The following is a 25366-nucleotide window of genomic DNA, read 5'->3' on the forward strand; positions in this document are numbered from 1 at the left end:
AAATAGGCTCCATAATATCTATAGGGAATTTACCCACTACAAATATTATAGAGCCTTTTTTTATATTTTTAAGAATAGTAGAATAAAAACTTCAGATTTGTAAAACTTAATTGGATTACTTATCTGAAGTTTTTTTGCGCTCTTTGTCAACTGTAGTGGGCTGCAGAAAAGCTAAAATCTTTATATATTGTCGATTTTATGGTTGTGCTCGTTTATTATTACTTCCAACTCTTGAGTGAAATTTCTCCGCTATTGAGCCAGATTTCTTTTCCGTTATCACATTGAACTAAAAGTTTTCCATTTTCTGAGATATCTTTAGCAAGTCCCTTGTGGTCTTTTTGATCTAGTGTGAAAGTCACTTCTTTTCCTAGAACGAATGACTGTTTTTTATATAGGTATAATAACTCATCTGCTGGCGTTTTGAAGAAAGAACGCCAGATTTCTATGATTAATTCATTTCTGGTAATAGGTGCTGGAGCTTTGAATAAACTAGCAGCTTTTTCTTTTAATTCTTGAGGGAAGTCTTTAATAGTAAAGTTGATTCCTACTCCAATAATGATATCTGTGACTAAGCCAGTTTCTACAGAGGTCATTGCTTCAGTGAGGATTCCTCCAATTTTATGATTTTTGAGGTAGATATCATTGACCCATTTTATGTCGACATCTATTAAAGTTAGGTTCTTAATGGCTTTGTAGATAGCTCCTGCTACAAGTAGTGTGTAGGATGGTAATTTCTCATAGGGAAGATTTGGTTTGAGATGGAGTGTCATATAAATGCCACCTTGGGGTGAGTAGAAAGAACGTTGAAAACGGCCTCGGCCAGCTGTTTGATAGGAAGCTAGATAGAGAGTGTTTGCTTCATTCCCTAAATCAATTGCTTCTTTTGCATCGAGTTGAGTTGATCTTGTTTCGGATTTAAAACTGATTTTAATTGGAAGATTTTGTTCTAGGAGTTCCGGAAGAATAAGATCCCCATTCACCAGTTTATAGCCTTTGTTTTTGATACTATCAATTTCAATGCCTTCTTGTTCTAAACGCTTGATGGCTTTCCAAATTGATGTTCGGGTCAGTGATAGTTCTTCTGCAATCTTTTCTCCGCTGATATAATCGGTTTCTTTAGCTAGAATTTGGTAGACGGCTTGGTATGATTTCATAGTGTTTCCTTTCTCACTAGTTGGTGTTGAGAATATTCTTTTCTTGTTTGACTTGGAGTCTGATTAAAGTATTGTTTATAAGCTTTCGAAAAATGTAGTGGATCTGAAAAGCCTACCGAGTACGCAATTACCTTGATTGACTCTTGGGTATTTTCGAGGAGTTGTTTAGCTCGATACATTCGAACGTATAGTAGGTATTCTTTTGGAGATAAGGTGTTAAATTCTTTGAATACGCTTGATAAGTAGCTTCTGTGAACGGATAGTTCTTTTGCTAAATCTTGAATTGTAAGTGATTGAGGATAGTGACTATCAATTAATCTTTTGCATTCAAGATAGAGTTGGTAGGTTGATGAAATATTCTTTTTTTTCTGATTGGGAGCAATAGTTCCCAGATGAAACATCAGTTCATGGAGTTGTCCCATGATATGGAGTTGAGCTAATTCATTTGATTTGGTAATCTGAGCGAAGCGGACAATGTCTGAGATGAGTTTTGCAGTGGTCTGGGTATGACAAGTTTCAGATTGGATGAGATAGGATTGATCGGAAATTTGAGAAAGAGCAAAATAGTCAGGAGCTTTCCCTCCAGTGATTCCTAACCAGTAGTAGGCCCAAGGTTCTTTACTATCTGCTTGATAAAAGGTTAGTTCCTCTGGTTTTAATAGAAAGAAATCTCCTTCTTTTAAATCAACAATTTTACCTTTGTAATGAAATTTTCCTTGTCCTTTGGTAATGTAATGTAGGACGTATGTATCTCGAATTGCTGGACCAAAAGAGTAATTAGGTTTGCATTCCTCATATCCATAAAAGCTTAGGGAAAGGTCAATTGTTCCAGTCTGGTATTCTGAAAAAACTAGCATGTGCTACCTCCTACCTAACATTTTACCATATTCTTGAGACATTTTTCTATTTTAGAAAGCGATTACAGATGATAAAATAGAGTCAATAAAGTGATGAGGTGAAGTAAATGGGAGTTAGGATAGAGAATAATCTATTTTATGTTGAGAGTAAAAATCTAAGTTTGATTATTGAAAATCGAAATGGCTACTTACTTTTGAAACATTTAGGAAAGACTATTAAGAACTATAAAGGTTCCAACAGTGTTTATGAACGAGACCATGCCTTTTCAGGAAATCCAATGGCTACTAATCGAACCTTTAGTTTAGATACTCAACGTCATATTTTTGGGCAACATGGCTTAGGAGATTTTAGGAAACCAACTATACAGATTCAGCATAGTGTAACTGAAGTAACAGACTTTCGATTTGTAGAAGCAAAAAGTTTAAAAGGTCAGAATGGTCCACAGGGCTTACCTTCTCCACATAGCATGGATAATACAGAGACTCTTGTCTTAATGTTAGAAGATTCTAAGGCTCAACTTAGTCTGAATTTGTATTATACTGCTTTTGATAATGATTCGACTATTGCTAGCTACAGTAAATTAGTGAATAATAGTAATCAGGAAGTTGTCATTCATAAAGACTTTTCTTTTATGGCTGATTTTCCAGCGGCAGCTTACGAAATCGTAACTCTGCAGGGTGCTTATGCTCGTGAAAAGACTGTTCGACGTCAACAGGTAGAACAAGGAATCTTTTCAATTAGTTCGAACCGTGGAGCTTCTGGGCATGCTCAAACACCAGTTCTTTTACTATGTGATCAAGGAATCACAGAGGATGCAGGGAATGTGTTTGCTATTCAACTAATGTATAGTGGAAACTTTGAAGCTTTTGTTCAAAAGAATCAATTGAATGAAGTTCGGCTGGCTATTGGGATTAATCCGGAAAACTTTTCTTGGAAGTTAGACCCTGAGGAATACTTTGAAACACCGGTAGCTTTAATGACCTATTCAGACAAGGGATTAACTGGTGTTAGTCATGAAAGTCAGAATTTTGTACTGAAGCACATTATGCCAAGTAAATTTTCTACAAAAGAACGCCCAATTCTAATTAATAACTGGGAAGCTACTTACTTTGACTTTCAGAGAGAAAAACTGTTAGAGCTAGCTGATGAAGCTAAGAAAGTTGGCATTGAACTTTTTGTATTAGATGATGGTTGGTTTGGCAATCGTTTTGATGATAATCGTGCTTTAGGTGATTGGGTTGTTAATGAGAAAAAACTGGGTGGAAGCCTAGAAAGTCTGATTTCAGCTATCCATGAAAGAGGTTTGCAGTTTGGGCTTTGGTTAGAACCTGAAATGATTTCTGTAGATAGTGATTTGTATCATAAACATCCTGACTGGGCTATTCAGGTTCCTGGTTATGAGCATACTTATTCTCGGAATCAATTAGTACTTAATCTTGCCAATCCTCAGGTAGTAGAATACTTGAAAAATGTCTTAGATCAACTCCTATCTTATCATGAGATTGATTACATTAAATGGGATATGAATCGTAATATGACCAACCTAGGAAATGGCTTTACTTATCTAGAGACAAAGATGCAATCTCATCAGTACATGTTGGGGCTTTACGAACTCGTTTCTTATCTGACAGAGAAGCACAGCCATATTCTCTTTGAGTCCTGCTCTGGTGGTGGTGGACGAAATGATCTGGGTATGATGCGCTATTTCCCACAAGTCTGGACTAGTGATAATACTGATGCTATTGCACGTTTACCAATTCAATACGGTTCATCCTATCTCTATCCAACCATTTCTATGGGGGCTCATGTGTCAGCAGTACCGAATCATCAGATGGGACGAACGACACCATTAGAAACACGTGGACATGTAGCAATGATGGGAAATTTGGGATATGAGCTTGATTTGACAAGTTTATCAGATGAAGAGAAAGGTGAGATTGCTAATCAGGTGAACTTGTATAAAGAATTACGACCAGTAGTTCAGTTAGGACAACAGTATAGACTAATTAATCCTGATACTGCATCCAATGAAGCAGCTGTACAATTTAATTACAAAAATCAAACGATTGTAACCTACGTTCGCGTTTTGTCAGTTGTAGAGACCATGGAAACAACTTTAAAGTTAAAAGATTTGGATGAAGAGGGACTATATGAATTACAGGAAAATGGCGAAGTTTACTCAGGTGCAGAACTAATGTATGCGGGTTTAACTGTTATTTTATCCCAAGGAGATTTTTTGAGTAGACAGTATATTTTTAGAAGACTATAATAAAGGTGTATAAATTTATAAAGGAGGCTTTCCAATGAAATGGTATAAGAAAGCAGGTTTTCTTTTAGTCGCTGGGGCTAGTTTACTAGGTCTAGCAGCTTGTGGTCAGAATAATCAATCGACTGATGGAAAGGTAACGATTGAATTTTTTAACCAGAAGACCGAAATGGCGGATACTTTGCAAAAAATTGTAGATAATTTTGAAAAGGATCATCCTACTATTGATGTAAAACTGACGACTGTTCCGGCAGCTGGTATTGTTCTGAAGACTCGGATTTTATCAGGAGATGTTCCAGATATTGTTAATATCTATCCTCAAAATATGGATTTTCAGGAGTGGGCAAAAGCAGGTTACTTTGCAGATATGACAGGGAAATCTTATCTTGAGAATATTAAGAATGACTATGCAGAAAAGTATGCAATCAATAACAAGATTTATAGTGTGCCTTTAACTGCTAACCTTTATGGAATCTATTACAATAAAACAAAGTTTAAAGAATTAGGACTTGAGGAACCGAAGACTTTTAAAGAGTTTCAAGAGATTGTTAAAAAGATAAAAGATAGTGGGAATTCTCCGTTTGCAGTTGCAGGCAATGAAGGATGGACATTAAACGGTTATCACCAACTTTCTCTCATTACCATTACAGGCAGTGGAGACGCAGCTAATAACTATCTTCGCTTTTCAAAACCAAATGCTATTTCTGTAGATGATGCTATTTTAAAAGCAGATGCAGAACGACTAGATTTGTTGGCAGACAATGCTCAAGATGGATGGCGTGGTGCCTCTTATAATGATGCGGTGGTAGCATTCTCGAATGAAAAAGCTTTTATGATGCCACAAGGATCATGGGCATTAGCGGCAATTAATCAACAGGATCCAAAATTTGATGTGGGGATGTTTGCCTTCCCAGGAGAAGAAGTAGGAAAAGAAGTCACTGTTGGTGCAGGGGACATGGCATTATCAACTTCAGCTACGACCAAACATCCTAAAGAAACCGAAGAATTTATCAGCTATATGACTAGTCCAAAAGCTATGCAAGCATATTATGATGTGGATGGTTCACCAGTTGCTGTGAAAGGTATACAGGAAAAAGAAGATTCAGCACTTGCAGAGATTTCTAAACTAGCATTTACGGATAAACATTATGTTTGGTTGGGCCAACACTGGAATTCTGAAGAAGATTTTTTCAATCTAAGTGCAGGTTACTTGATGGATAAAAATCTGAAAAATATGGCAAACAATCTCAATGCTTTCTTTAATCCAATGAAGGCAGATTTGGACTAGAATAGGAGTTAAGATGATATGGCTATTCGAAAAATTTTAAATAAATACTGGGGTTGGACTTTTTTGCTCATCCCGCTTGCATTACAAGCTATCTTCTTTTACTTTCCGATGGTACAAGGTGCTTTCTATAGTTTGACTAACTGGACTGGATTGACCTATAATTATAAATTTGTTGGTCTGAATAACTACAAATTGCTGATGATTGATGGGAAATTCTTCACAGCCATTGCTTTTACTTTGATTTTAACCCTAGCATTGATTATTGGAGAGATTACAATTGGGATGGTTGTGGCTCGAGCCTTAAATTCTAAGATGAAAGGGCAGACCTTCTTTAGAGCTTGGTTCTTTTTCCCAGCTGTTTTGTCTGGTTTGACAGTTTCCTTGATTTTTAAACAATTCTTCAACTATGGTCTTCCAACGATTGGAAAAATTTTAGGGATTAGTTTTTTACAAGAAAGTCTATTAGGAACACCAATCGGAGCGGTAGTGGCAACTATTTTTGTTCTTCTATGGCAAGGAGTAGCAATGCCGATTATTCTCTTTCTTGCTGGTCTTCAGAGTATTCCAAGTGATATTTTGGAGGCGGCATCAATTGATGGTGCAACAAGTAAACAAACTTTTTGGAAAATTGAATTACCATATTTGCTACCAACGATTTCTATGGTTTTTATCCTAGCTCTTAAGTCTGGTTTGACTGCCTTTGACCAAATTTTTGCCTTGACGAGTGGTGGTCCAAATAATGCTACAACCTCTCTTGGTCTTTTAGTCTACAACTATGCCTTCAAGAGTAATCAATATGGATATGCGAATGCAATTGCCTTGATTTTATTCTTAATTATTGGAATTGTTTCTCTTATCCAAATCAAACTATCAAAGAAATTTGAAATCTAATAGGGGAGTCTTACACATGAAAAAAGAAGAAAAATTGAATCAGTTTTGGAAGTATGTCCTCTTGATAGTAGGTGGTATTCTCATACTTGTTCCTTTGTTAGTAACGGTTTTTAGTTCCTTCAAGATAACCAAGGATATCATGAATCATTTCTTTGGTTTGCCCAATCCTTTTACATTAAGCAATTATGAACGATTGATTTCGGATGGGATTGGAGGCTATTTCTGGAATTCAGCTGTTATTACGGTATTATCATTGATTGTAGTAGCCTTCTTTATACCAGCTGCAGCTTATTCCATTGCTCGAAATATGTCCAAGAAAAAAGCCTTTGCAATTATGTATTCGCTCTTGATCTTAGGGATATTTGTTCCATTTCAGGTGATTATGATTCCTATCACAGTTATGATGAGCAAACTCGGCCTGGCAAATATGTGGGGGTTGGTGCTACTTTATCTAACTTATGCAATTCCACAGACCCTCTTCTTGTATGTTGGTTATATTAAAATCAGTGTACCAGATAGTTTAGATGAAGCTGCAGAAATTGATGGGGCTGATCGATTTACAACTTACCGTCAGATTATTTTTCCAATGCTGAAGCCCATGCATGCTACAACCTTGATTATCAATGCATTATGGTTCTGGAATGACTTTATGTTGCCATTGTTGATTTTGAATAAGGATTCCAAGATGTGGACTTTGCCTCTCTTCCAGTACAACTACCAAGGCCAGTATTTTAATGACTATGGGCCAAGTTTTGCATCCTATATTGTGGGAATTGTAACAATTACTGTCGTCTACCTCATCTTCCAAAAACATATTATTTCAGGAATGAGCAACGGAGCAGTGAAGTAAGAAGAACTCATGGAATCTATAGTCTTTGACACAGAGGAAGGGCTCAGCTTGTTGATAATTCTATGTAGAAAACAAGAAAGTAGTACTTAGTTTATCACAGTCTATATTAGTACGAGTTTGATAATAAACAGAGATTTACTACTCAATGAAAATCAAAGAGCAAACTAGGAAGCTAGCCGCAGGTTGCTCAAAGCACAGCTTTGAGGTTGCAGATAAAGCTGACGTGGTTTGAAGAGATTTTCGAAGAGTATAACATGAATTTGATTTACGAAGCCAAGTCATATGAGACTTGGCTTCAATTAGAAAAAGGAGAGTAATTATGCCAATTCAAAATAAAACCATGTTGATTACCTATTCTGATAGTCTTGGAAATAATCTTAAAGATCTATATACGAATTTGGAAGAGCATTTTGGGGATGCTATTGGGGGAGTTCACCTTCTACCATTTTTCCCGTCAACAGGTGATCGTGGATTTGCACCGGTTGACTATGACGAAGTGGATCCAGCGTTTGGTGATTGGGAGGATGTTAAGCGTTTAGGTGAGAAATATTATCTTATGTTTGACTTTATGATTAACCATATTTCTCGTCAATCTAAGTATTATAAGGACTATCAAGAAAAACATGAAGCTAGTGAGTTTAAAGATCTCTTTTTAAACTGGGACAAGTTTTGGCCAGAAAATCGTCCGACACAAGCTGATGTGGATTTAATTTACAAGCGTAAGGATCGTGCACCAAAGCAAGAGATTGTGTTTGAAGATGGTTCAGTGGAACATTTGTGGAATACCTTTGGTGAGGAGCAGATTGATCTTGATGTGACCAAAGAAGTAACGATGGAATTTATCCGTAAGACCATTCAGCACTTGGCAAGTAACGGGTGTGATTTGATTCGTCTAGACGCCTTTGCTTATGCAGTGAAGAAGTTGGATACCAATGATTTCTTTGTGGAACCAGATATTTGGGATTTGTTGGATAAAGTCCGAGATATCGCTGCTGAGTATGGGACAGAGCTCTTACCTGAGATTCATGAACATTATTCTATTCAGTTTAAAATAGCGGATCATGATTACTATGTTTATGATTTTGCCCTTCCAATGGTGACTCTTTATACTCTTTACAGTTCCAGAACAGAGCGCTTAGCCAAGTGGTTAAAGATGAGCCCGATGAAGCAATTTACGACACTAGATACCCATGATGGGATTGGAGTGGTGGATGTCAAGGATATCCTGACCGATGAAGAAATTGACTATGCTTCAAATGAGCTCTATAAGGTTGGAGCGAATGTCAAACGTAAGTACTCCAGTGCAGAGTATAACAATCTAGATATCTACCAAATCAATTCAACTTACTATTCTGCGCTTGGAGATGATGATGTTAAGTATTTTCTCGCTCGTCTAATTCAAGCTTTTGCTCCAGGTATTCCTCAAGTTTACTATGTAGGTCTATTAGCAGGCAAGAATGACTTGAAATTATTAGAAGAAACTAAAGAAGGTCGAAATATTAATCGTCATTACTATAGCAATGAGGAAATAGCAGAAGAGGTCCAACGTCCTGTAGTGAAGGCACTTCTCAATCTATTTTCTTTCCGTAACCGTTCAGAAGCCTTTGATCTAGAAGGAACTATTGACGTTGAAACACCAACAGCCCACAGCATTGTAATCAAGCGTCAAAATAAAGATAAGTCCGTAACAGCAGTAGCAGAAATTGATCTGCAAAATCAGACTTATCGGGTAATTGAGAACGGAATTGAAGTAACATTTTGAAGCCTTGACTTGATATGGTTGATAAAATAGGGTTTTTATTTTAGAAAACGTTTCCTTTGTTTTCAAATTGCTAAAAAAGTGGTACAATATAGGATAGCTTACTATTATCTGAATCAACTGATTTGGAGAGAAAGGATTCATTTTGAAATCAATAGGCTTTATTGAAAAGCTAAGAGGGTTGTCTAGTAAAGAACTGATTTTATTGGGAATCATCCTGAGTATCTTTTTACCCTTTTATCTTTTTGTAGTTGTATTCTGTTTATATATTATCAGTTTAATTTTTACAGGAGACATGAAAAGTATTCTTCAGAAAATGGGGGAGCATCCGATGCTGCTTCTTTTTCTTGGCTATAGTACTGTTATATCCGTTTTTGCACAAAATTGGATGGGAGTTGTGGCTTCAGTAGGAATTTTTCTATTTACTGTTTTCTTTTTGCACTATCAGTCGATTTTATCACATAAATTCTTTCGATTGATTTTGCAGCTCGTCTTGTTTGGTAGCGTTTTGTCAGCTGCTTTTGCGAGTTTAGAACATTTCCAAATTGTGAAGAAATTCAACTATGCTTTTCTTTCACCTAACATGCAGGTGTGGCATCAGAATCGTGCAGAAGTGACCTTCTTTAATCCTAATTATTATGGAATTATTTGTTGTTTCTGTATCATGATTGCCTTCTATCTGTTTACAACGACCAAGTTGAATTGGTTGAAAGTATTCTGTGTGATTGCAGGCTTTGTGAATCTCTTTGGTTTGAACTTTACGCAAAATCGAACTGCCTTTCCTGCTATTATCGCTGGTGCCATTATCTATCTCTTTACGACCATTAAAAACTGGAAGGCCTTTTGGCTTAGTATTGGGGTTTTTGCGATTGGCTTGAGCTTCCTCTTTTCTAGTGATTTGGGAGTTCGGATGGGGACTTTAGACTCTTCTATGGAAGAACGCATTTCTATCTGGGATGCTGGGATGGCCTTGTTTAAGCAAAATCCTTTTTGGGGTGAGGGGCCATTGACCTACATGCACTCTTATCCTAGGATAAATGCTCCTTATCATGAACATGCTCACAGTCTATATATCGATACGATTCTGAGTTACGGAATTGTGGGGACTATTTTATTAGTTTTGTCTTCTGTTGCTCCTGTTCGATTGATGATGGATATGAGTCAGGAGTCGGGGAAACGTCCGATTATCGGTCTTTATCTGTCTTTCCTTACAGTGGTTGCTGTACATGGAATTTTTGACTTGGCCCTCTTCTGGATTCAGTCAGGTTTCATTTTCTTACTAGTTATGTGCAGTATTCCGTTGGAGCATCGAACTTTGGTATCGGACATGACGGATTAAGTTTATAAGATTAAAATCTTCTATCTTGGGTAGGAGATTTTTTTACTGGGAAAAATTATTTCCAAATCGAAATAGTTGACAGTTAGAACGATGAGTGTTACAATTGTTTTATTCTTTTCGATATCGAAATAAATTGGAGGTGTTATGAAGGATAGTCATTTGCTAGCCCATCATATTCGTTTGTTGAATGGGCGGATTTTTCAAAAGTTACTGAGCCAAGACCCTGAAGCTCTTTATCGGAGTGAGCAGGGCAAGATTTTAGCGGTTTTATGGAATAGTGAAACTGGCTGTGCAACTGCAACAGATATTGCGCTTGCGACTGGGCTTGCTAATAATACGCTAACAACTATGATAAAAAAGCTAGAGGAACAAAATCTTGTAACTGTTAGTCCATGCGGGGAAGACAAGCGTAAGAAGTATCTAGTTTTAACAGATTTGGGGCAGTCCCAGAAAGAAGTGGGACATCGTGTCAGTCAGAAATTGGATACGATCTTTTACAAAGGATTTTCAGAGGAAGAAATTCGTCAGTTTGAAGCCTTTCAAGAAAGAATTTTGGCTAATCTGAAAGAGGAGGAAAATGAGGTTTAAAATGGAGCAAATTAGCTGTTTATAAGTAAAGGCCACTTTTGACTTTGTTTTCCAACTCTTAGGACAAGGAAATTATGTGGTTAGCTATGGTCAGACTCAGATTGATGGCCTTGCCTATGCCCAGTACGATATCTTCCGACTAGAAAAAGGGAAAATTGTGGAGCATTGGGACAATAAGGAAGTTATGTCTAAGGTAGAAGACTTGACCAATCGATGGAAGTTTTAAATTGAGGATACAGAATGATTGAATACAAAAATGTAGCCTTGCGCTACACAGAAAAAGATGTTTTGAGAGATGTCAATTTACGAATTGAGAATGGAGAGTTTATGGTTTTAGTTGGGCCATCTGGGTCCGGTAAGACGACCATGATCAAGATGATTAATCGTCTTTTGGAACCAACTGATGGAAATATTTATATGGATGGCAAGCGCATCAAAGACTATGATGAGCGTGAACTTCGTCTTTCTACTGGTTATGTTTTACAGGCTATTGCTCTCTTTCCTAATCTAACGGTCGCGGAAAATATTGCCCTGATTCCTGAGATGAAGGGCTGGACTAAGGAAGAAATTGCTCAGAAAACAGAAGAGCTTTTGGCTAAGGTTGGTTTACCAGTAGCTGAGTATGGACATCGTTTGCCTAGTGAATTATCTGGTGGGGAGCAACAGCGTGTTGGAATTGTTCGTGCTATGATTGGTCAGCCTAAGATTCTCCTCATGGATGAACCTTTTTCAGCCTTGGATGCTATTTCGAGAAAACAGTTGCAGGTTCTGACTAAAGAATTGCATAAAGAGTTTGGGATGACAACGATTTTTGTGACCCATGATACGGATGAAGCCTTGAAATTGGCAGACCGTATTGCTGTCTTGCAGGATGGGGAGATTCGCCAGGTGGCGAATCCCGAGACGATTTTAAAAGCTCCTGCCACAGAATTTGTAGCAGACTTGTTTGGAGGTAGTGTTCATGACTAATTTGATATCAACTTTTCAGGATCGTTTTAGTGATTGGTTGACAGCTCTATCTCAACATTTGCAGTTGTCACTTTTAACCTTGTTACTAGCTATCTTTATCGCGATTCCCTTGGCTGTTTATCTTCGCTATCATGAGAAGCTGGCGGACTGGGTCTTACAGATTGCAGGGATTTTCCAGACTATCCCGTCTCTGGCCTTGTTGGGACTCTTTATCCCCTTGATGGGAATTGGAACCTTGCCAGCTTTGACAGCTCTAGTGATCTATGCGATCTTTCCGATTTTACAAAATACCATTACTGGACTCAAGGGAATTGATCCGAGTTTACAAGAGGCTGGGATTGCCTTTGGAATGACTAGGTGGGAGCGACTCAAGAAGTTTGAAATTCCACTTGCTATGCCTGTTATGATGTCTGGAATTCGGACGGCAGCGGTCTTGATTATCGGTACGGCAACCTTGGCTGCCTTGATTGGTGCAGGGGGACTGGGTTCCTTTATCCTTTTGGGAATTGACCGTAATAATGCCAGTCTGATTTTGATTGGGGCCCTTTCTTCTGCAGTGCTTGCCATTGCCTTTAACTTCCTACTAAAAGTTATGGAAAAAGCAAAATTGCGGACGATTTTCTCTGGTTTTGCCTTGGTGACCATATTGCTCGGTCTGTCTTATAGCCCAGCTCTCTTGGCTCAAAAAGAGAAAGAAAACTTGGTTATTGCTGGGAAATTGGGACCGGAACCAGAAATTTTGGCCAATATGTATAAACTCCTTATTGAAGAAAATACCAGCATGACTGCGACTGTTAAACCAAATTTTGGGAAAACAAGCTTTCTTTATGAAGCTCTGAAAAAAGGCGATATTGACATCTATCCTGAATTTACAGGAACGGTGACTGAAAGTTTGCTACAACCATCACCGAAAGTGAGTCATGAGCCAGAGCAGGTTTATCAGGTGGCGCGTGATGGTATTGCCAAACAGGATCATCTAGCCTATCTCAAACCTATGTCTTATCAAAATACCTACGCTGTAGCTGTTCCGAAAAAGATTGCTCAAGAATATGGCTTGAAGACCATTTCAGACTTGAAAAAAGTGGAAGGACAGTTGAAGGCAGGCTTTACTTTAGAATTTAATGACCGTGAAGATGGCAATAAGGGCTTGCAATCAATGTATGGTCTCAATCTTAATGTTGCAACCATGGAGCCAGCTCTTCGTTATCAGGCAATTCAGTCAGGTGATATTCAAATCACAGATGCCTATTCGACAGATCCAGAGTTGGCGCGTTATGATTTACAGGTCTTGGAAGATGACAAGCAACTCTTCCCACCTTATCAAGGGGCTCCACTGATGAAAGAAGCTCTTCTCAAGAAACATCCAGAGTTGGAAACAGTTCTCAATAAATTGGCTGGTAAAATTACTGAAAGCCAGATGAGCCAGCTCAACTACCAAGTCGGTGTTGAAGGCAAGTCAGCAGAACAAGTAGCCAAGGAGTTTCTACAAGAACAAGGTTTGTTGAAGAAATAGTTTGAAAATGTCAAACTCAACTTGCTTAAACGACCATATAGAAAACTGCTCAGACAATATTGTCTGGGCTTTTTTGATTGTTGAAAAGATAAAAAACTTACTAGCCTAGAAATAAGGTAACTGAGTTCTACTCTGTATTCAATTTTTAGGAATGAGAAAGTCTAGATAAAACTGGACAACTTCCTGTTCTGTGAAGTCTTGCCCTTTTTTGAGCCACCAGATCAATGTCTCGGTAAAGTTTGTTATGACCAAGTGTTGGAGATAAGAGGCAGGCAGACTGGGGTGAGCTTCTTTCAAATCATCAGCCAACAAGGGATAGACGTGGTTCTCCAATTCTCTCTGGAGTTGACGGAGGAAGTAGTCATTTTTGGAAAATAGCAGACTGGTGATATGATCTTGATTCTTCTGAAAATGGAGAAAGAGGTGGGCGAGGTAATCTTCGGTTGAAATGGACTCCTCTCTTTCAAAGAGGTGATGGAAGAGGTAGCGACAAAGCTCGCCCAGAAGTAGTTCCTTACTCTCATAGTGACAGTAAAAAGTGGAACGTCCCACGTCTGCGAGATCAATGATATCCTGAACCGTAGTGGATTCGTAGCCCTTATCGTTCAAAAGTTGTAGAAAAGCTTGATAGATGGCTTTTTTTGTTTTACTGATACGACGGTCGATTTTAGTCATATGGACACTTGAGGCAAAATGTTCAGAACTGAATAAAGTTGACGCTTTGCTTCTATCCTTTCTTTGAATTTTAGTGGATAATGATAATGAACAAGATGTTCATAAATATATTATAACAAAGGAATGAGAAAGATGAAGGCAAAATATACTGTTTGGGTAGCTTTTTTCTTAAACTTGACTTATGCTATTGTCGAGTTTATTGCAGGTGGAGTATTTGGTTCGAGTGCTGTTCTTGCTGACTCTGTGCATGATTTGGGAGATGCCATTTCTATTGGGATATCGGCCTTTTTAGAAACAATCTCAAATAGAGAAGAAGATAGGCAGTACACCTTGGGTTACAAGCGATTTAGTCTTTTAGGAGCACTAGTGACTGCTGTGATTCTTATCACAGGATCCATCCTAGTGATTTTGGAAAATACAACTAAACTTTTTAATCCACAGCCCGTTAATGATGAAGGTATCCTCTGGCTAGGAATGATTGCGGTTACTATCAATGTATTAGCTAGTCTTGTGGTCCGAAAGGGACAAACAAAGAACGAATCCATTCTCAGCCTGCACTTTCTGGAAGATACCTTGGGTTGGGTGGCTGTCATCCTGATGGCCATTGTTCTTCGATTTACCGATTGGTATATCTTGGATCCGCTCTTGTCTATTGCTATTTCCTTCTTTATTCTGTCAAAAGCCCTTCCACGTTTTTGGTCTACGCTCAAGATTTTCCTCGATGCAGTGCCAGAAGGAGTAGATATCCAGAAGATCAAGACGGATTTAGCAGAATTGGATCATGTCGCTAGTATCAATCAGCTTAATCTCTGGACTATGGATGGTTTGGAAAAAAATGCCATTGTCCATGTTTGTTTAAAAGAGATGGAGCATATGGAAACTTGTAAAGAATCTATTCGAATTTTCCTCAAAGATTGTGGCTTTCAAAATATTACCATTGAAGTTGATGTTGATCTAGAAAGTCACCAAGCACATAAGCGCAATATAACAGAGTTAGAAGCAAGTCATGATCAAAATCATCATCATTGATGAGGTGTAGTATAAGTGAGCGAAAGCATAATAAAAAGTGTATACTTAAACTAGTAAAAATGGAGAGGATATGTTAATGAAATCAGCAGTCTATAAAAAAGCAGGTCAGGTCGGTATTGAAGAGGTTAAGCGTCCAAGTATTCAAGAAGCGGATGATGTTATTATTCGTGTGGTTCGTGCTTGTGTTTGTGGTTCGGACCTTTGGAGTTACCGCAATCCAGATATTAAATCGGGACATAAAAATAGTGGACACGAAGCGATTGGGATTGTCGAAGAAACTGGGGAAGCCATTACGACGGTGAAGCCAGGTGATTTTGTCATTGTCCCGTTTACACATGGATGTGGTGAGTGTGATGCCTGTCTTGCTGGCTTTGACGGTTCTTGCGATAATCATATTGGTAATAACTTGGGAGGCGATTTTCAGGCGGAATATATTCGTTTTCACTATGCAAACTGGGCGCTGGTTAAAATCCCTGGACAACCTTCTGACTACACAGAAGGTATGCTAAAGTCCCTCTTGACTCTTGCAGATGTTATGCCGACAGGCTATCATGCGGCGCGTGTTGCTAATGTTCAAAAAGGGGATAAGGTTGTGGTCATTGGTGATGGTGCTGTAGGTCAATGTGCTGTCATCGCGGCGAAGATGCGTGGTGCGTCGCAAATTATCCTCATGAGTCGTCATGAAGATCGTCAAAAGATGGCTCTGGAGTCGGGTGCGACAGCTTTTGTAGCTGAGCGAGGTCAAGAAGGTATTGCCAAGGTGCGTGAAATTCTCAGTGGCGGAGCGGACGCAGCACTTGAATGTGTTGGTACGGAGGCTGCTGTAGAACAGGCGCTAGGTGTCCTTCATAATGGAGGGCGTATGGGATTTGTAGGAGTCCCACACTATAATAATCGTGCTCTTGGTTCGACATTTATGCAAAATATCTCTGTAGCAGGTGGGGCAGCTTCTGCGACAACATATGATAAGCAATTTTTACTAAAAGCCGTCCTTGATGGTGATATCAATCCAGGCCGTGTCTTTACTTCAAGCTATAAATTAGAAGATATTGATCAAGCTTATAAAGATATGGATGAACGTAAGACCATTAAGTCTATGATTGTGATGGCCTAAAAAAGAAAATCCTAATGGAGATTTGAGACTCTCTATTAGGATTTTTTGTCATTTTTAATTTGTGGAGTTATGGCAGAGTACTCTCTCTCAGAGTCAGTCTGGTTCCCAGCATGGTCAGGCTAGGGATTTTGCGACCGTGGAGTACTTCTTTATTAAGAATATCCATGCCTGCTCTGCCCATTTCTTCGGTATAGACGGTGATGCTGGAGAGGGGAGGATAGACTTGCTTGGTCAGGCTGGTGTCGTTAAAGGAAATAAGACTGACGCGGTCTGGCAGGTTGATTCCAGCTTCTTGGAGGGCACGGAGGGCACCGATAGCTAAACTATCGCTAGCTGCAAAAAATGCTGGTGGCAGTTGGTCTCCCAAACTCTGAATAGCCTCCTTCATCAAGTCATAGCCAGACTGGGCAGTAAAGCTTCCTTGAAAGACCAGTTCATCATGATAGATTCCCTTTGCTTGACTGTAGTTTCTAAAATTTTCCAGTCGCTTATCCTCAATGATTTCTTCTTGGTCGGTTGTTTCTTCAAGGCCTGTTAGAATCCCGATGCGGTCCATCCCTTGGCTGAGAAAATAATCGACAACCTGTTTCATGGCAGTGTAAAAGTCTGTGATAATGCAGGTATGTCCCAGGGAAAGTGTATCGCTGTCTAGAAATACAAGAGGCTTTTGGTATTCTTCAAAGGCAGAAATCTGAGCTCGGCTAAATTTTCCGATGCAGAGAATCCCAATTACTTCCTCGCTTAGGGTAAAAGGATGGTCATTAAAATAGCGCAAGATATCGTAGTCCAACTCTTGGGCTCTTTTTTCTATGCCTAGGCGAATCTGGTAGTAGTAGAGATCGTCTAGCTCCCCTTGTTCGCTGACCCATTGGATAATGGCAATCTTTTGCTTGGGCTTGTGGGACTCGCCTGTCTTGAGGTGCTTGGTGTAGCCCAGCTCTTCAGCAACAGTTAAAATACGGTGTCTGGTTTCTTCTGTAACAGATAGACTCTGGTCGCGATTGAGGACACGGGATACGGTCGCGATAGAGACAGAGGCTAGCTGTGCAATGTCTTTTAAGGTAGCCATAAATCCTCCTTGATTAGATTAGTATATCATATTTTTCTGCTTTTTACCGATAGTTTAGTAAAATTTTAGTAAAAAGGATTGACCTTGGAAAATCCCTTGGATACAATAGAAGAAAACGATTACACGTTAAGGTGACTTAACGGACAGTAAAAGGAGAAATCATATGACACAACATCTTACTGCTGAAACTCTTCGCAAAGACTTTCTTGCTGTTTTTGGTCAAGAAGCAGACCAAACTTTCTTTTCACCAGGTCGTATCAATTTGATTGGTGAACACACAGACTACAACGGTGGGCACGTTTTTCCTGCTGCTATTTCCTTGGGAACTTACGGTGCAGCTCGTAAGCGTGACGACCAAGTTTTACGTTTCTACTCAGCTAACTTTGAGGACAAGGGTATTATCGAAGTGCCTCTCGCCGACCTCAAGTTTGAAAAAGAGCACAACTGGACCAACTATCCAAAAGGTGTCCTTCATTTCTTGCAAGAAGCTGGACACGTGATTGACAAAGGTTTTGATTTTTATGTTTATGGGAATATCCCAAATGGTGCTGGCTTGTCTTCTTCAGCATCCCTTGAACTCTTGACAGGAGTCGTGGCAGAGCATCTCTTTGATTTAAAATTAGAGCGTCTCGATTTGGTTAAAATTGGAAAACAAACAGAAAATAACTTTATCGGAGTCAACTCTGGTATCATGGACCAATTTGCTATTGGTATGGGGGCTGATCAACGTGCTATTTACCTTGATACCAACAACTTAGAGTATGATTTGGTGCCACTTGATTTGAAGGACAATGTCGTTGTTATCATGAACACTAACAAACGCCGTGAATTGGCGGATTCTAAATACAATGAACGTCGTGCTGAGTGTGAAAAAGCAGTGGAAGAATTGCAAGTTGCTTTAGATATTCAGACCTTGGGTGAATTGGATGAGTGGGCCTTTGACCAATACAGCTATCTGATTAAAGATGAAAATCGTTTGAAACGTGCTCGCCATGCTGTGCTTGAAAACCAACGTACCCTCAAAGCTCAAGTAGCCCTTCAAGCAGGAGATTTGGAAACATTTGGTCGTTTGATGAATGCGTCACACGTTTCTCTGGAGCATGACTATGAAGTAACTGGTTTGGAATTGGATACTCTTGTTCACACAGCTTGGACACAAGAAGGTGTTCTCGGTGCTCGTATGACAGGGGCAGGTTTTGGTGGATGTGCCATTGCCTTGGTTCAAAAAGATACTGTTGAGGCTTTTAAGGAAGCTGTAGGCAAACACTACGAGGAAGTAGTTGGCTATGCTCCAAGCTTCTATATCGCTGAAGTTGCAGGTGGCACTCGCGTCCTTGACTAGTTAAAAGGAGGCTCTATAGTGACCTTAGTAGATAAATTTGTAACACATGTCATTGCTGAAAGTTCATTTCAGGAAATGGATCGAATCTACCTGACCAATCGTGTCTTGGCACGAGTGGGAGATGGTGTTTTGGAAGTTGAGACCAATCTGGATAAATTGATTGATCTCAAGGACCAGCTGGTTGAGGAAGCCGTTCGACTAGAGACGATTGAGGATAGTCAGACTGCGCGTGAAATCCTTGGTGCTGAACTGATGGACTTGGTGACCCCTTGTCCGAGTCAGGTTAATCGTGACTTCTGGGAAACTTACGCCCAATCTCCCGAACAGGCAATAGCAGATTTCTACCAACTTAGCCAGAAAAATGACTACATCAAACTCAAGGCTATTGCTAAGAATATTGCTTACCATGTTCCATCTGATTACGGAGAGCTTGAGATTACCATCAACCTCTCTAAGCCTGAAAAGGATCCGAAAGAGATTGCGGCGGCCAAGTTGGTGCAAGCTAGTAATTATCCTCAGTGTCAGCTTTGTCTAGAGAATGAGGGCTACCATGGTCGGGTCAACCACCCAGCTCGTAGCAACCACCGTATTATCCGTTTTGAAATGGCTGGTCAGGAATGGGGCTTCCAGTATTCTCCCTATGCTTACTTTAATGAGCACTGTATTTTCTTAGATGGCCGGCATCGTCCCATGGCCATTAGTCGTCAGAGCTTTGAACGTCTGCTGGCTATCGTAGAGAAGTTTCCAGAATATTTTGCGGGTTCAAATGCGGACTTACCAATTGTGGGGGGCTCTATTCTAACTCATGATCACTATCAGGGAGGCCGTCATGTCTTTCCTATGGAATTGGCTCCTCTGCAAAAGACCTTCCGATTTACTGGTTTTGAACAAGTCAAGGCTGGGATTGTCAAGTGGCCCATGTCAGTGTTGCGTTTGACTTCGGATTCCAAAGAGGATTTGATCAACTTGGCTGATAAGATTTTGCAGGAATGGCGCCAGTATTCAGACCCTGAAGTGCAGATTTTAGCTGAGACTGATGGGACATCGCATCACACCATCACACCGATTGCGCGTAAGCGCGACGGTCAGTTTGAGTTGGACTTGGTCTTGAGGGACAATCAGACTTCTGCAGAACATCCTGATGGCATCTATCATCCTCACAAGGATGTCCAACATATCAAGAAGGAAAATATCGGCTTGATTGAGGTTATGGGCTTGGCTATCTTACCACCTCGTTTGGAAGCAGAAGTGGAGCAAGTCGCTAGCTATCTTGTAGGAGAAGCTGTCTCAGTTGTCGATTATCATCAGAAATGGGCATACCAACTCAAAGTCCAACATCCAGACATAACAGATAAAGAAAAAGCCCTTGAAATCGTCAAAGACTCTGTTGGTGCTATCTTTGCGCGTGTACTTGAGGATGCAGGAGTCTACAAGCAGACGGAACAAGGGCAGACAGCTTTTATGCGCTTTGTGGAGCAGGTCGGAATTTTGCCAGACTAGGAGCTTTCTCCTTGCACAGTCCTATAAAAAGTAGTATCATAGTGTCGTTTGAAATATCAGGAGGAAACGATGAAAGATTTTCATTTTGACGCTATATCTGCTTTTGAAAATTACGAAATTGAACAAATGAGAGATGGTCACGTTGTGGTGACGACCAAAGTAGTGGACTCGTCGCTCAACTACTATGGCAATGCCCACGGTGGCTATCTCTTTACCCTTTGTGACCAGATCAGCGGTTTGGTGGTCATATCTCTAGGATTAGACGGAGTGACGCTCCAATCCTCTATCAACTACCTCAAAGCAGGAAAACTTGATGATGTGCTGACTATTAAAGGAGAATGTGTCCATCAAGGTCGCACAACCTGCGTAGTGGATGTCGATATTACCAATCAAGAAGGCAGAAATGTCTGTAAGGCAACCTTTACCATGTTTGTCACAGGACAGAGGTCAGAAGACAGACAGGTAAGGATATAGAGAAACAAAAAAGAGGCTCACACCTCTTTTTCTTATTTCTTTTTATGATTTAATACGGCATTGAGGACAATGGCAAGTAGGCTGGCTACGACGATTCCGTTTGAGAAGAACATTTGGAAGGCTGTCGGCATGCTGACAAAGAGATTACTGTTATTTAGACCGACACCTGCAGCGATTGAAACAGCTGCGATAAGAAAGTTGTGTTCATTGTTAGCAAAGTCAACACGGGCGAGGATTTGCATCCCTTGAATAGACACAAAACCAAACATTACCAGCATGGCACCACCGAGGACAGGGCTTGGAATGATTTGAGCAAGGGCACCAAACTTAGGAAGGAGTCCAAGGAGAACCAGGAAACCAGCTGCGTAGTAGATTGGTAGGCGAGTCTTGATACCTGATAATTTAACCAAACCAACGTTTTGTGAAAATCCTGTGTAAGGGAAGGTGTTAAAGATTCCTCCGAGAAGTACGGCCAAACCTTCTGCTCGGTAACCGTTGCGAAGGCGCGTGCTGTCAATTGGATCTTTTGTGATATCAGACAAGGCCAGATAAACACCAGTTGACTCAACCATAGAAACCGTTGCGATGATACACATCATGACAATAGATGAGATTTCAAAGGTTGGCATCCCAAAGTAGAGGGGAGTTGGGACATGGACAAGCGGTGCTGCCGCAACAGGGGAGAAGTCCACCAAGCCCATGCTAGCAGCAATGGCAGTTCCAACAACCAAACCAATCAAAATAGAGATAGACTTGATAAATCCTTTGGTAAAGATGTTGATCAAGAGGATAATCAAAACAGTAATAGCTGCAAGTAGGAGACTTTGACCAGTTGGCTCTGGAACGTTATTTCCCATATTTCCAATAGCAACAGGAATCAAGGTTAAACCAATCGTGGTAATAACAGATCCTGTTACGATAGATGGGAAGAGATTGGCTACTTTTGAGAAAACGCCTGAAACAAGAACCACGTAAATCCCTGATGCGATAAGGGCACCAAACATAGCACCACTACCATGGCTTTGCCCAATCATAATCAAGGGAGCGACCGACTGGAAGGCAACTCCAAGAACGACTGGGAGTCCAATTCCAAAGTATTTGTTGAGTTGGAGTTGGAGGAAGGTTGCCACTCCACACATGAAGATATCTGTAGAAATCAGGTAGGTTAGCTGCTCAGTTGAATAGCCAAGGGCTGTCGCAATCATGATAGGAACCAGGATAGATCCTGAGTACATGGCTAGTAAGTGCTGCAAGCCAAGAACGGCTGCTTGTGAATGTTTTTCTTGAGTTTGCATTAGAGATCTGCCTCCTTAAATACGACTTGACCATTTTCAAAACGATCCAAACGAGCGAGTGATAGAACAGGGTAGCCTGCTTTTTCAAGCAAATCACGGCCATCTTGGAAGGATTTTTCAATCACAATACCGACAGCTTCGACTGTGGCACCAGCTTGTTCGATGATTTGAATCAAGCCTTTGGCAGCTTGGCCATTAGCAAGGAAATCGTCGATAATCAAGACCTTGTCCTCTGGTGAGAGGAATTTTCCAGCGATAGAAACGGTGCTGGTCACCTGCTTGGTAAAGGAGTAAACTTCGGCAGTTAAGATACCTTCGTTCATAGTGATGTTCTTAGCTTTTTTAGCAAAAATCATGGGAACGTTTAAGGCTTCAGCTGTAAAAACGGCTGGGGCAATACCTGACGCTTCAATGGTTACGACCTTGGTAATACCAGCAGAAGCAAATTTTTCCGCAAAAACCTTACCGATTTCTCGCATCAAGCTAAAGTCAACTTGGTGGGTTAAAAAGGAATCCACCTTGAGGATGTTATCACCCAAGATATGCCCATCCTTGAGGACGCGCTCTTCTAATAATTTCATAAGACCTCCTAAAGTCTAAAAGCTAATCCATTTGCTTGTTTCAGATTTCTATCCAGTAAAACTGATAGAAAAAGGACCTACTTAATCTCTAAGTAAGTCCCCAAAATAGGCATGGCAAAAACGACCATACCTCACTTCTGACTTACTTATTGTTAGGTGTTCCGGCACCTTGTAGAAACGTCGTGCCAATTCACGACATAAACAAGTAAAATGATATTCAATTTTAAATAGGCTTGTGCCAATGTTTTTATTTTACACTAAATAACTTTAGAAATCAAAGATTTTGTTAGTGTTTAGATAAAAAAAACGAACGAACAAAAACCTACAACACGATACAGTATTGTAGGTTTCTATTTTTCTACTCGCTAAATCTTAAAAAATAGCCATCTGGATCCAAGACTGCAAATTCATGGGGATAAATAAAACTATCTCCTACTCGAAATTCTCTTTTTGTCAGGGGACGATGGATAGGATAGTCAGCTTCCAGCAGTTTTTGGTGGAGCTGAGGAACATCTGCAATGCCAAAGGAAATATTGACACCGCGCCCGAAAGGATAGGTCAGCTGAGCTAATTCTTTTACGCTGCCTTCTTCTAGCATAAGTTGGCAGTCTTCAAGCGAGAGGAAGAGAAATTTCTCCTCTGGACGCTCGTATTCGACAGAGAATCCTAGCAGGTTGCAGTAGAAGTGGCGTGATTTTTCGATGTCAGATACTACAAATTCAGGAATGACAGCTTGATAGTCCATTCGTTTTCTCCTTAGAGTTCAATCTCCATGACAATGGGTGTGTGGTCTTGGCGAGCTCCCGAGTCGATCATATCAGACTTAGTCACCTTGTTAGCGATGCGGTTACTTGTGAGCCAGTAGTCAATTCTCCAGCCAGTATTATTGATTTTAGAGGTCTTGCTGCGCTGTGCCCACCAAGTGTAGCGTTCTGGAACATCGCCGTGAATGTGGCGGAAGGTATCAGTAAATCCAGTTGCTAAAAGGTTGGTAAATCCAGCACGTTCCTCGTCGGTAAATCCAGGTGAACGGCGGTTGCTGGCAGGATTTGCAAGGTCAATTTCATTGTGGGCTACATTGTAGTCACCGGTCGCAAGGACTGGTTTTTCTTTGTCTAGTTCAGCCAAGTACTCCGCATATTTGACATCCCAGACTTGGCGTTCTTCCAAACGTTTGAGGCCGTCGCCAGCGTTTGGAGTGTAAACTTGGGTCACGAAAAATTCATCAAATTCTAGAGTGATGATGCGACCTTCTAAGTCCATGGTAGAAGGGGCACCGATTTCTGGAAAAGTGACAGTGGGTGTGAGTTCTTTCTTATAGAGGAACATAGTACCAGCATAGCCTTTGCGGGCAGGCTCTTGGGAAGAGCGCCAAGTGTTTTCATAGTCTGGGAAGAGTTCCTCTAAAATTTCCAAGTGTTTCTTTGTAGGACCCTTGGCAGAAAGCTTGGTTTCTTGGATAGCGATGATATCAGCATTTTCAGCGACCAAGGTTTGTAGGACTTCTTGGGATAATTTCGCGCGAGCTGAGTCACTAGTTAGGGCTGCGTTGAGGGAATCAATATTCCATGAGATGAGTTTCATAAAGTTACCTTTTTCATTCAGATTATAGATTTTATTATACCAAAAAAAGGTCCATTTCCCCAACGTATGGCTTGAAAAATCACTCTCTTTCGTTTATAATTAAGAATGATTTTATGAAAGGGAGTGAAAATAAATGAAATTTTACTCATATGACTATGTACTTAGCCAAATCAGTCAGCAAAATGGCATCATGATTGGCTTTGGAATTGTTCTCCTAGCTATCACAGGATTTTTTGCTTTTAAAGCCTATCGAGATAAAAAGGGGACTAAGTTTCGGGAATTGGTCATGATTTTGGCCTTGACCTTGGTGGCCATGCTTTTGGTGACAATCTCAAAATACCAGACCAATCAAGCCTCTAACAACCAATTTCAAACCTCCCTTCATTTCATAGAGGTTGTTTCCAAAGACTTGGGAGTGGATAAATCAGAAGTTTATGTCAATACTTCTGCAGCCACTGATGGAGCGCTTGTCAAAGTAGGTCCAAATTTCTACCGCGCCATGAACGGGAGCCAACCAGACAAGTATCTTTTAGAGAAATTAGAATTGAATCAAACAGACGCTATTGAATTGGTGGAGGTAAACAAATGACACTCAATTATATGGAAATTTTAATCAAACTGGCCTTGGGGCTCTTCTCGCTTGTTTTTGTTATCAATGTGACAGGAAAGGGAAACCTAGCACCTAACTCTGCGACAGACCAAATTCAGAACTATGTTCTCGGTGGTATCATCGGTGGGGTGATTTACAATAGTTCTATCAGCATTCTCCAGTATGCAGTGATTTTGATGATGTGGACGATTTTGGTCTTGACCCTCAAGTGGCTCAATAACAATGTTCGTTTTGTCAAACGCTTGATTGATGGAAAACCAACTCTCCTTATCAAAAATGGGCAGATTGACCCAGAAGCCTGTCGTTCAGTTGGCTTGTCTGCATCGGATGTAGCCCTCAAACTTCGTAGCCAAGGAATTTTCCAGATGAAGCAAGTCAAACGAGCTGTGCAGGAGCAAAATGGCCAACTCATCGTGGTCCAAATGGGGGATGAAAATCCTAAGTATCCAGTTGTGACTGACGGTGTGATACAAGTCGATGTTTTGGAGTCGATTGGTCGTAACGAAGAATGGCTGCTTGATAACCTCAGCAAGCAAGGGCATGACAATGTAGCCAATATCTTTATCGCTGAGTATGACAAGGGTGCGGTCACAGTCGTAACCTATGAATAAGAAAAAC

Annotated in this window: 24 protein-coding genes, 1 pseudogene and 1 riboswitch; of the genes and pseudogenes, 17 read left to right on the forward strand and 8 right to left on the reverse strand. The window is 40.2% G+C overall.

Going from position 1 to position 25366, the window contains the following annotated elements; all coding sequences use genetic code 11:
* Positions 1–218: 218 nt before the first annotated feature.
* On the reverse strand, positions 219–1154 hold the full coding sequence (birA, locus tag L0P31_RS00005; RefSeq protein WP_070526673.1) for a bifunctional biotin--[acetyl-CoA-carboxylase] ligase/biotin operon repressor BirA: 936 nt from the start codon (positions 1152–1154) through the stop codon (positions 219–221).
* Entirely contained in the window at positions 1151–2011 is an 861-nt protein-coding gene (locus tag L0P31_RS00010) for an AraC family transcriptional regulator (RefSeq protein ID WP_238095226.1), read from the reverse strand. Before L0P31_RS00010 ends, birA begins: the two co-directional genes overlap by 4 nt.
* Positions 2012–2118: 107 nt before the next feature.
* On the opposite strand from L0P31_RS00010, the gene L0P31_RS00015 reads away from it, so the two are divergent.
* From L0P31_RS00015 to L0P31_RS00060, 10 genes and pseudogenes are all read left to right on the forward strand, one after another.
* Positions 2119–4281: an alpha-galactosidase gene (locus L0P31_RS00015; protein ID WP_238095228.1), complete on the forward strand. Its 2163-nt coding sequence runs from the start codon at positions 2119–2121 to the stop codon at positions 4279–4281.
* Between the two features lie 34 nt (positions 4282–4315).
* Complete coding sequence (locus L0P31_RS00020; RefSeq protein ID WP_000872420.1) at positions 4316–5566, forward strand: extracellular solute-binding protein; 1251 nt, start codon at positions 4316–4318, stop codon at positions 5564–5566.
* Between the two features lie 18 nt (positions 5567–5584).
* Positions 5585–6457 (forward strand): carbohydrate ABC transporter permease, encoded by an 873-nt coding sequence (locus tag L0P31_RS00025; protein WP_001007715.1) that lies wholly within the window; start codon positions 5585–5587, stop codon positions 6455–6457.
* A gap of 16 nt (positions 6458–6473) precedes the next feature.
* Positions 6474–7307, forward strand: coding sequence for a carbohydrate ABC transporter permease (locus tag L0P31_RS00030; RefSeq protein ID WP_238095230.1), 834 nt, complete (start codon positions 6474–6476; stop codon positions 7305–7307).
* A gap of 319 nt (positions 7308–7626) precedes the next feature.
* Positions 7627–9069 (forward strand): sucrose phosphorylase, encoded by a 1443-nt coding sequence (gene gtfA, locus L0P31_RS00035; RefSeq protein ID WP_238095232.1) that lies wholly within the window; start codon positions 7627–7629, stop codon positions 9067–9069.
* Between the two features lie 142 nt (positions 9070–9211).
* On the forward strand, positions 9212–10405 hold the full coding sequence (locus tag L0P31_RS00040) for an O-antigen ligase family protein (RefSeq protein WP_238095233.1): 1194 nt from the start codon (positions 9212–9214) through the stop codon (positions 10403–10405).
* A gap of 144 nt (positions 10406–10549) precedes the next feature.
* On the forward strand, positions 10550–10993 hold the full coding sequence (locus L0P31_RS00045; protein ID WP_238095235.1) for a MarR family winged helix-turn-helix transcriptional regulator: 444 nt from the start codon (positions 10550–10552) through the stop codon (positions 10991–10993).
* A 34-nt stretch (positions 10994–11027) separates the two neighbouring features.
* Positions 11028–11219 (forward strand): annotated as a pseudogene (locus L0P31_RS00050) (nuclear transport factor 2 family protein); the annotation flags it as partial.
* Positions 11220–11233: 14 nt separating this feature from the next.
* The gene (locus tag L0P31_RS00055) at positions 11234–11962 is read left to right on the forward strand and encodes an ATP-binding cassette domain-containing protein (RefSeq protein ID WP_033676410.1); all 729 of its coding nucleotides are present in this window, start codon (positions 11234–11236) and stop codon (positions 11960–11962) included.
* Positions 11955–13475 carry an ABC transporter permease/substrate-binding protein gene (locus L0P31_RS00060; RefSeq protein WP_238095238.1) on the forward strand — a complete coding sequence of 507 codons (1521 nt, stop codon included), beginning with the start codon at positions 11955–11957 and terminating at the stop codon, positions 13473–13475. The genes L0P31_RS00055 and L0P31_RS00060 overlap by 8 nt, the downstream gene beginning before the upstream one ends.
* Before the next feature lie 138 nt (positions 13476–13613).
* Here L0P31_RS00060 and L0P31_RS00065 read toward each other — a convergent pair whose 3' ends face one another.
* Positions 13614–14150 (reverse strand): TetR/AcrR family transcriptional regulator, encoded by a 537-nt coding sequence (locus L0P31_RS00065; RefSeq protein ID WP_238095240.1) that lies wholly within the window; start codon positions 14148–14150, stop codon positions 13614–13616.
* 132 nt (positions 14151–14282) lie between these two features.
* On the opposite strand from L0P31_RS00065, the gene L0P31_RS00070 reads away from it, so the two are divergent.
* Both L0P31_RS00070 and L0P31_RS00075 read left to right on the forward strand, forming a co-directional pair.
* Positions 14283–15179, forward strand: coding sequence for a cation diffusion facilitator family transporter (locus tag L0P31_RS00070; RefSeq protein ID WP_238095242.1), 897 nt, complete (start codon positions 14283–14285; stop codon positions 15177–15179).
* A gap of 76 nt (positions 15180–15255) precedes the next feature.
* The gene (locus tag L0P31_RS00075) at positions 15256–16293 is read left to right on the forward strand and encodes a zinc-binding dehydrogenase (RefSeq protein ID WP_238095512.1); all 1038 of its coding nucleotides are present in this window, start codon (positions 15256–15258) and stop codon (positions 16291–16293) included.
* Positions 16294–16360: 67 nt separating this feature from the next.
* Here the strand turns inward: L0P31_RS00075 and galR are convergent, their stop codons facing one another.
* Complete coding sequence (gene galR, locus L0P31_RS00080; protein ID WP_004259105.1) at positions 16361–17362, reverse strand: DNA-binding transcriptional regulator GalR; 1002 nt, start codon at positions 17360–17362, stop codon at positions 16361–16363.
* Between the two features lie 163 nt (positions 17363–17525).
* Between galR and L0P31_RS00085 the strand changes: the two genes are divergently transcribed.
* The 3 genes from L0P31_RS00085 (at position 17526) to L0P31_RS00095 (ending at position 20678) form a co-directional block, all read left to right on the forward strand.
* Positions 17526–18704 (forward strand): galactokinase, encoded by a 1179-nt coding sequence (locus L0P31_RS00085; RefSeq protein ID WP_237447340.1) that lies wholly within the window; start codon positions 17526–17528, stop codon positions 18702–18704.
* 18 nt (positions 18705–18722) lie between these two features.
* On the forward strand, positions 18723–20204 hold the full coding sequence (locus L0P31_RS00090; RefSeq protein ID WP_238095244.1) for a UDP-glucose--hexose-1-phosphate uridylyltransferase: 1482 nt from the start codon (positions 18723–18725) through the stop codon (positions 20202–20204).
* A gap of 69 nt (positions 20205–20273) precedes the next feature.
* Positions 20274–20678 (forward strand): PaaI family thioesterase, encoded by a 405-nt coding sequence (locus L0P31_RS00095; RefSeq protein ID WP_000651223.1) that lies wholly within the window; start codon positions 20274–20276, stop codon positions 20676–20678.
* A 32-nt stretch (positions 20679–20710) separates the two neighbouring features.
* Here the strand turns inward: L0P31_RS00095 and L0P31_RS00100 are convergent, their stop codons facing one another.
* The 4 genes from L0P31_RS00100 to L0P31_RS00115 all read right to left on the reverse strand — a co-directional run bounded on the left by L0P31_RS00100 (position 20711) and on the right by L0P31_RS00115 (position 24138).
* Positions 20711–21973 carry a nucleobase:cation symporter-2 family protein gene (locus tag L0P31_RS00100; RefSeq protein ID WP_024057619.1) on the reverse strand — a complete coding sequence of 421 codons (1263 nt, stop codon included), beginning with the start codon at positions 21971–21973 and terminating at the stop codon, positions 20711–20713.
* Positions 21973–22554, reverse strand: a complete 582-nt coding sequence (locus L0P31_RS00105; RefSeq protein WP_223340541.1) for a xanthine phosphoribosyltransferase — start codon at positions 22552–22554, stop codon at positions 21973–21975. Before L0P31_RS00105 ends, L0P31_RS00100 begins: the two co-directional genes overlap by 1 nt.
* A gap of 129 nt (positions 22555–22683) precedes the next feature.
* Positions 22684–22779, reverse strand: a riboswitch (purine riboswitch).
* Between the two features lie 133 nt (positions 22780–22912).
* Complete coding sequence (locus L0P31_RS00110) at positions 22913–23299, reverse strand: bleomycin resistance protein (RefSeq protein ID WP_000386225.1); 387 nt, start codon at positions 23297–23299, stop codon at positions 22913–22915.
* Positions 23300–23310: 11 nt separating this feature from the next.
* Positions 23311–24138, reverse strand: a complete 828-nt coding sequence (locus L0P31_RS00115) for an exodeoxyribonuclease III (protein ID WP_238095247.1) — start codon at positions 24136–24138, stop codon at positions 23311–23313.
* 133 nt (positions 24139–24271) lie between these two features.
* Here L0P31_RS00115 and L0P31_RS00120 point away from each other — a divergent pair, with 133 nt between their 5' ends.
* Together L0P31_RS00120 and L0P31_RS00125 are read left to right on the forward strand one after the other, a co-directional pair.
* Positions 24272–24727 (forward strand): DUF3290 family protein, encoded by a 456-nt coding sequence (locus L0P31_RS00120; protein ID WP_000675332.1) that lies wholly within the window; start codon positions 24272–24274, stop codon positions 24725–24727.
* Positions 24724–25359, forward strand: a complete 636-nt coding sequence (locus L0P31_RS00125) for a DUF421 domain-containing protein (RefSeq protein ID WP_000174455.1) — start codon at positions 24724–24726, stop codon at positions 25357–25359. The genes L0P31_RS00120 and L0P31_RS00125 overlap by 4 nt, the downstream gene beginning before the upstream one ends.
* The last annotated feature ends 7 nt before the right edge of the window (positions 25360–25366 follow it).

It is taken from the genome of Streptococcus mitis, assembly GCF_022137125.1.
GTDB lineage: Bacteria > Bacillota > Bacilli > Lactobacillales > Streptococcaceae > Streptococcus > Streptococcus mitis_CE.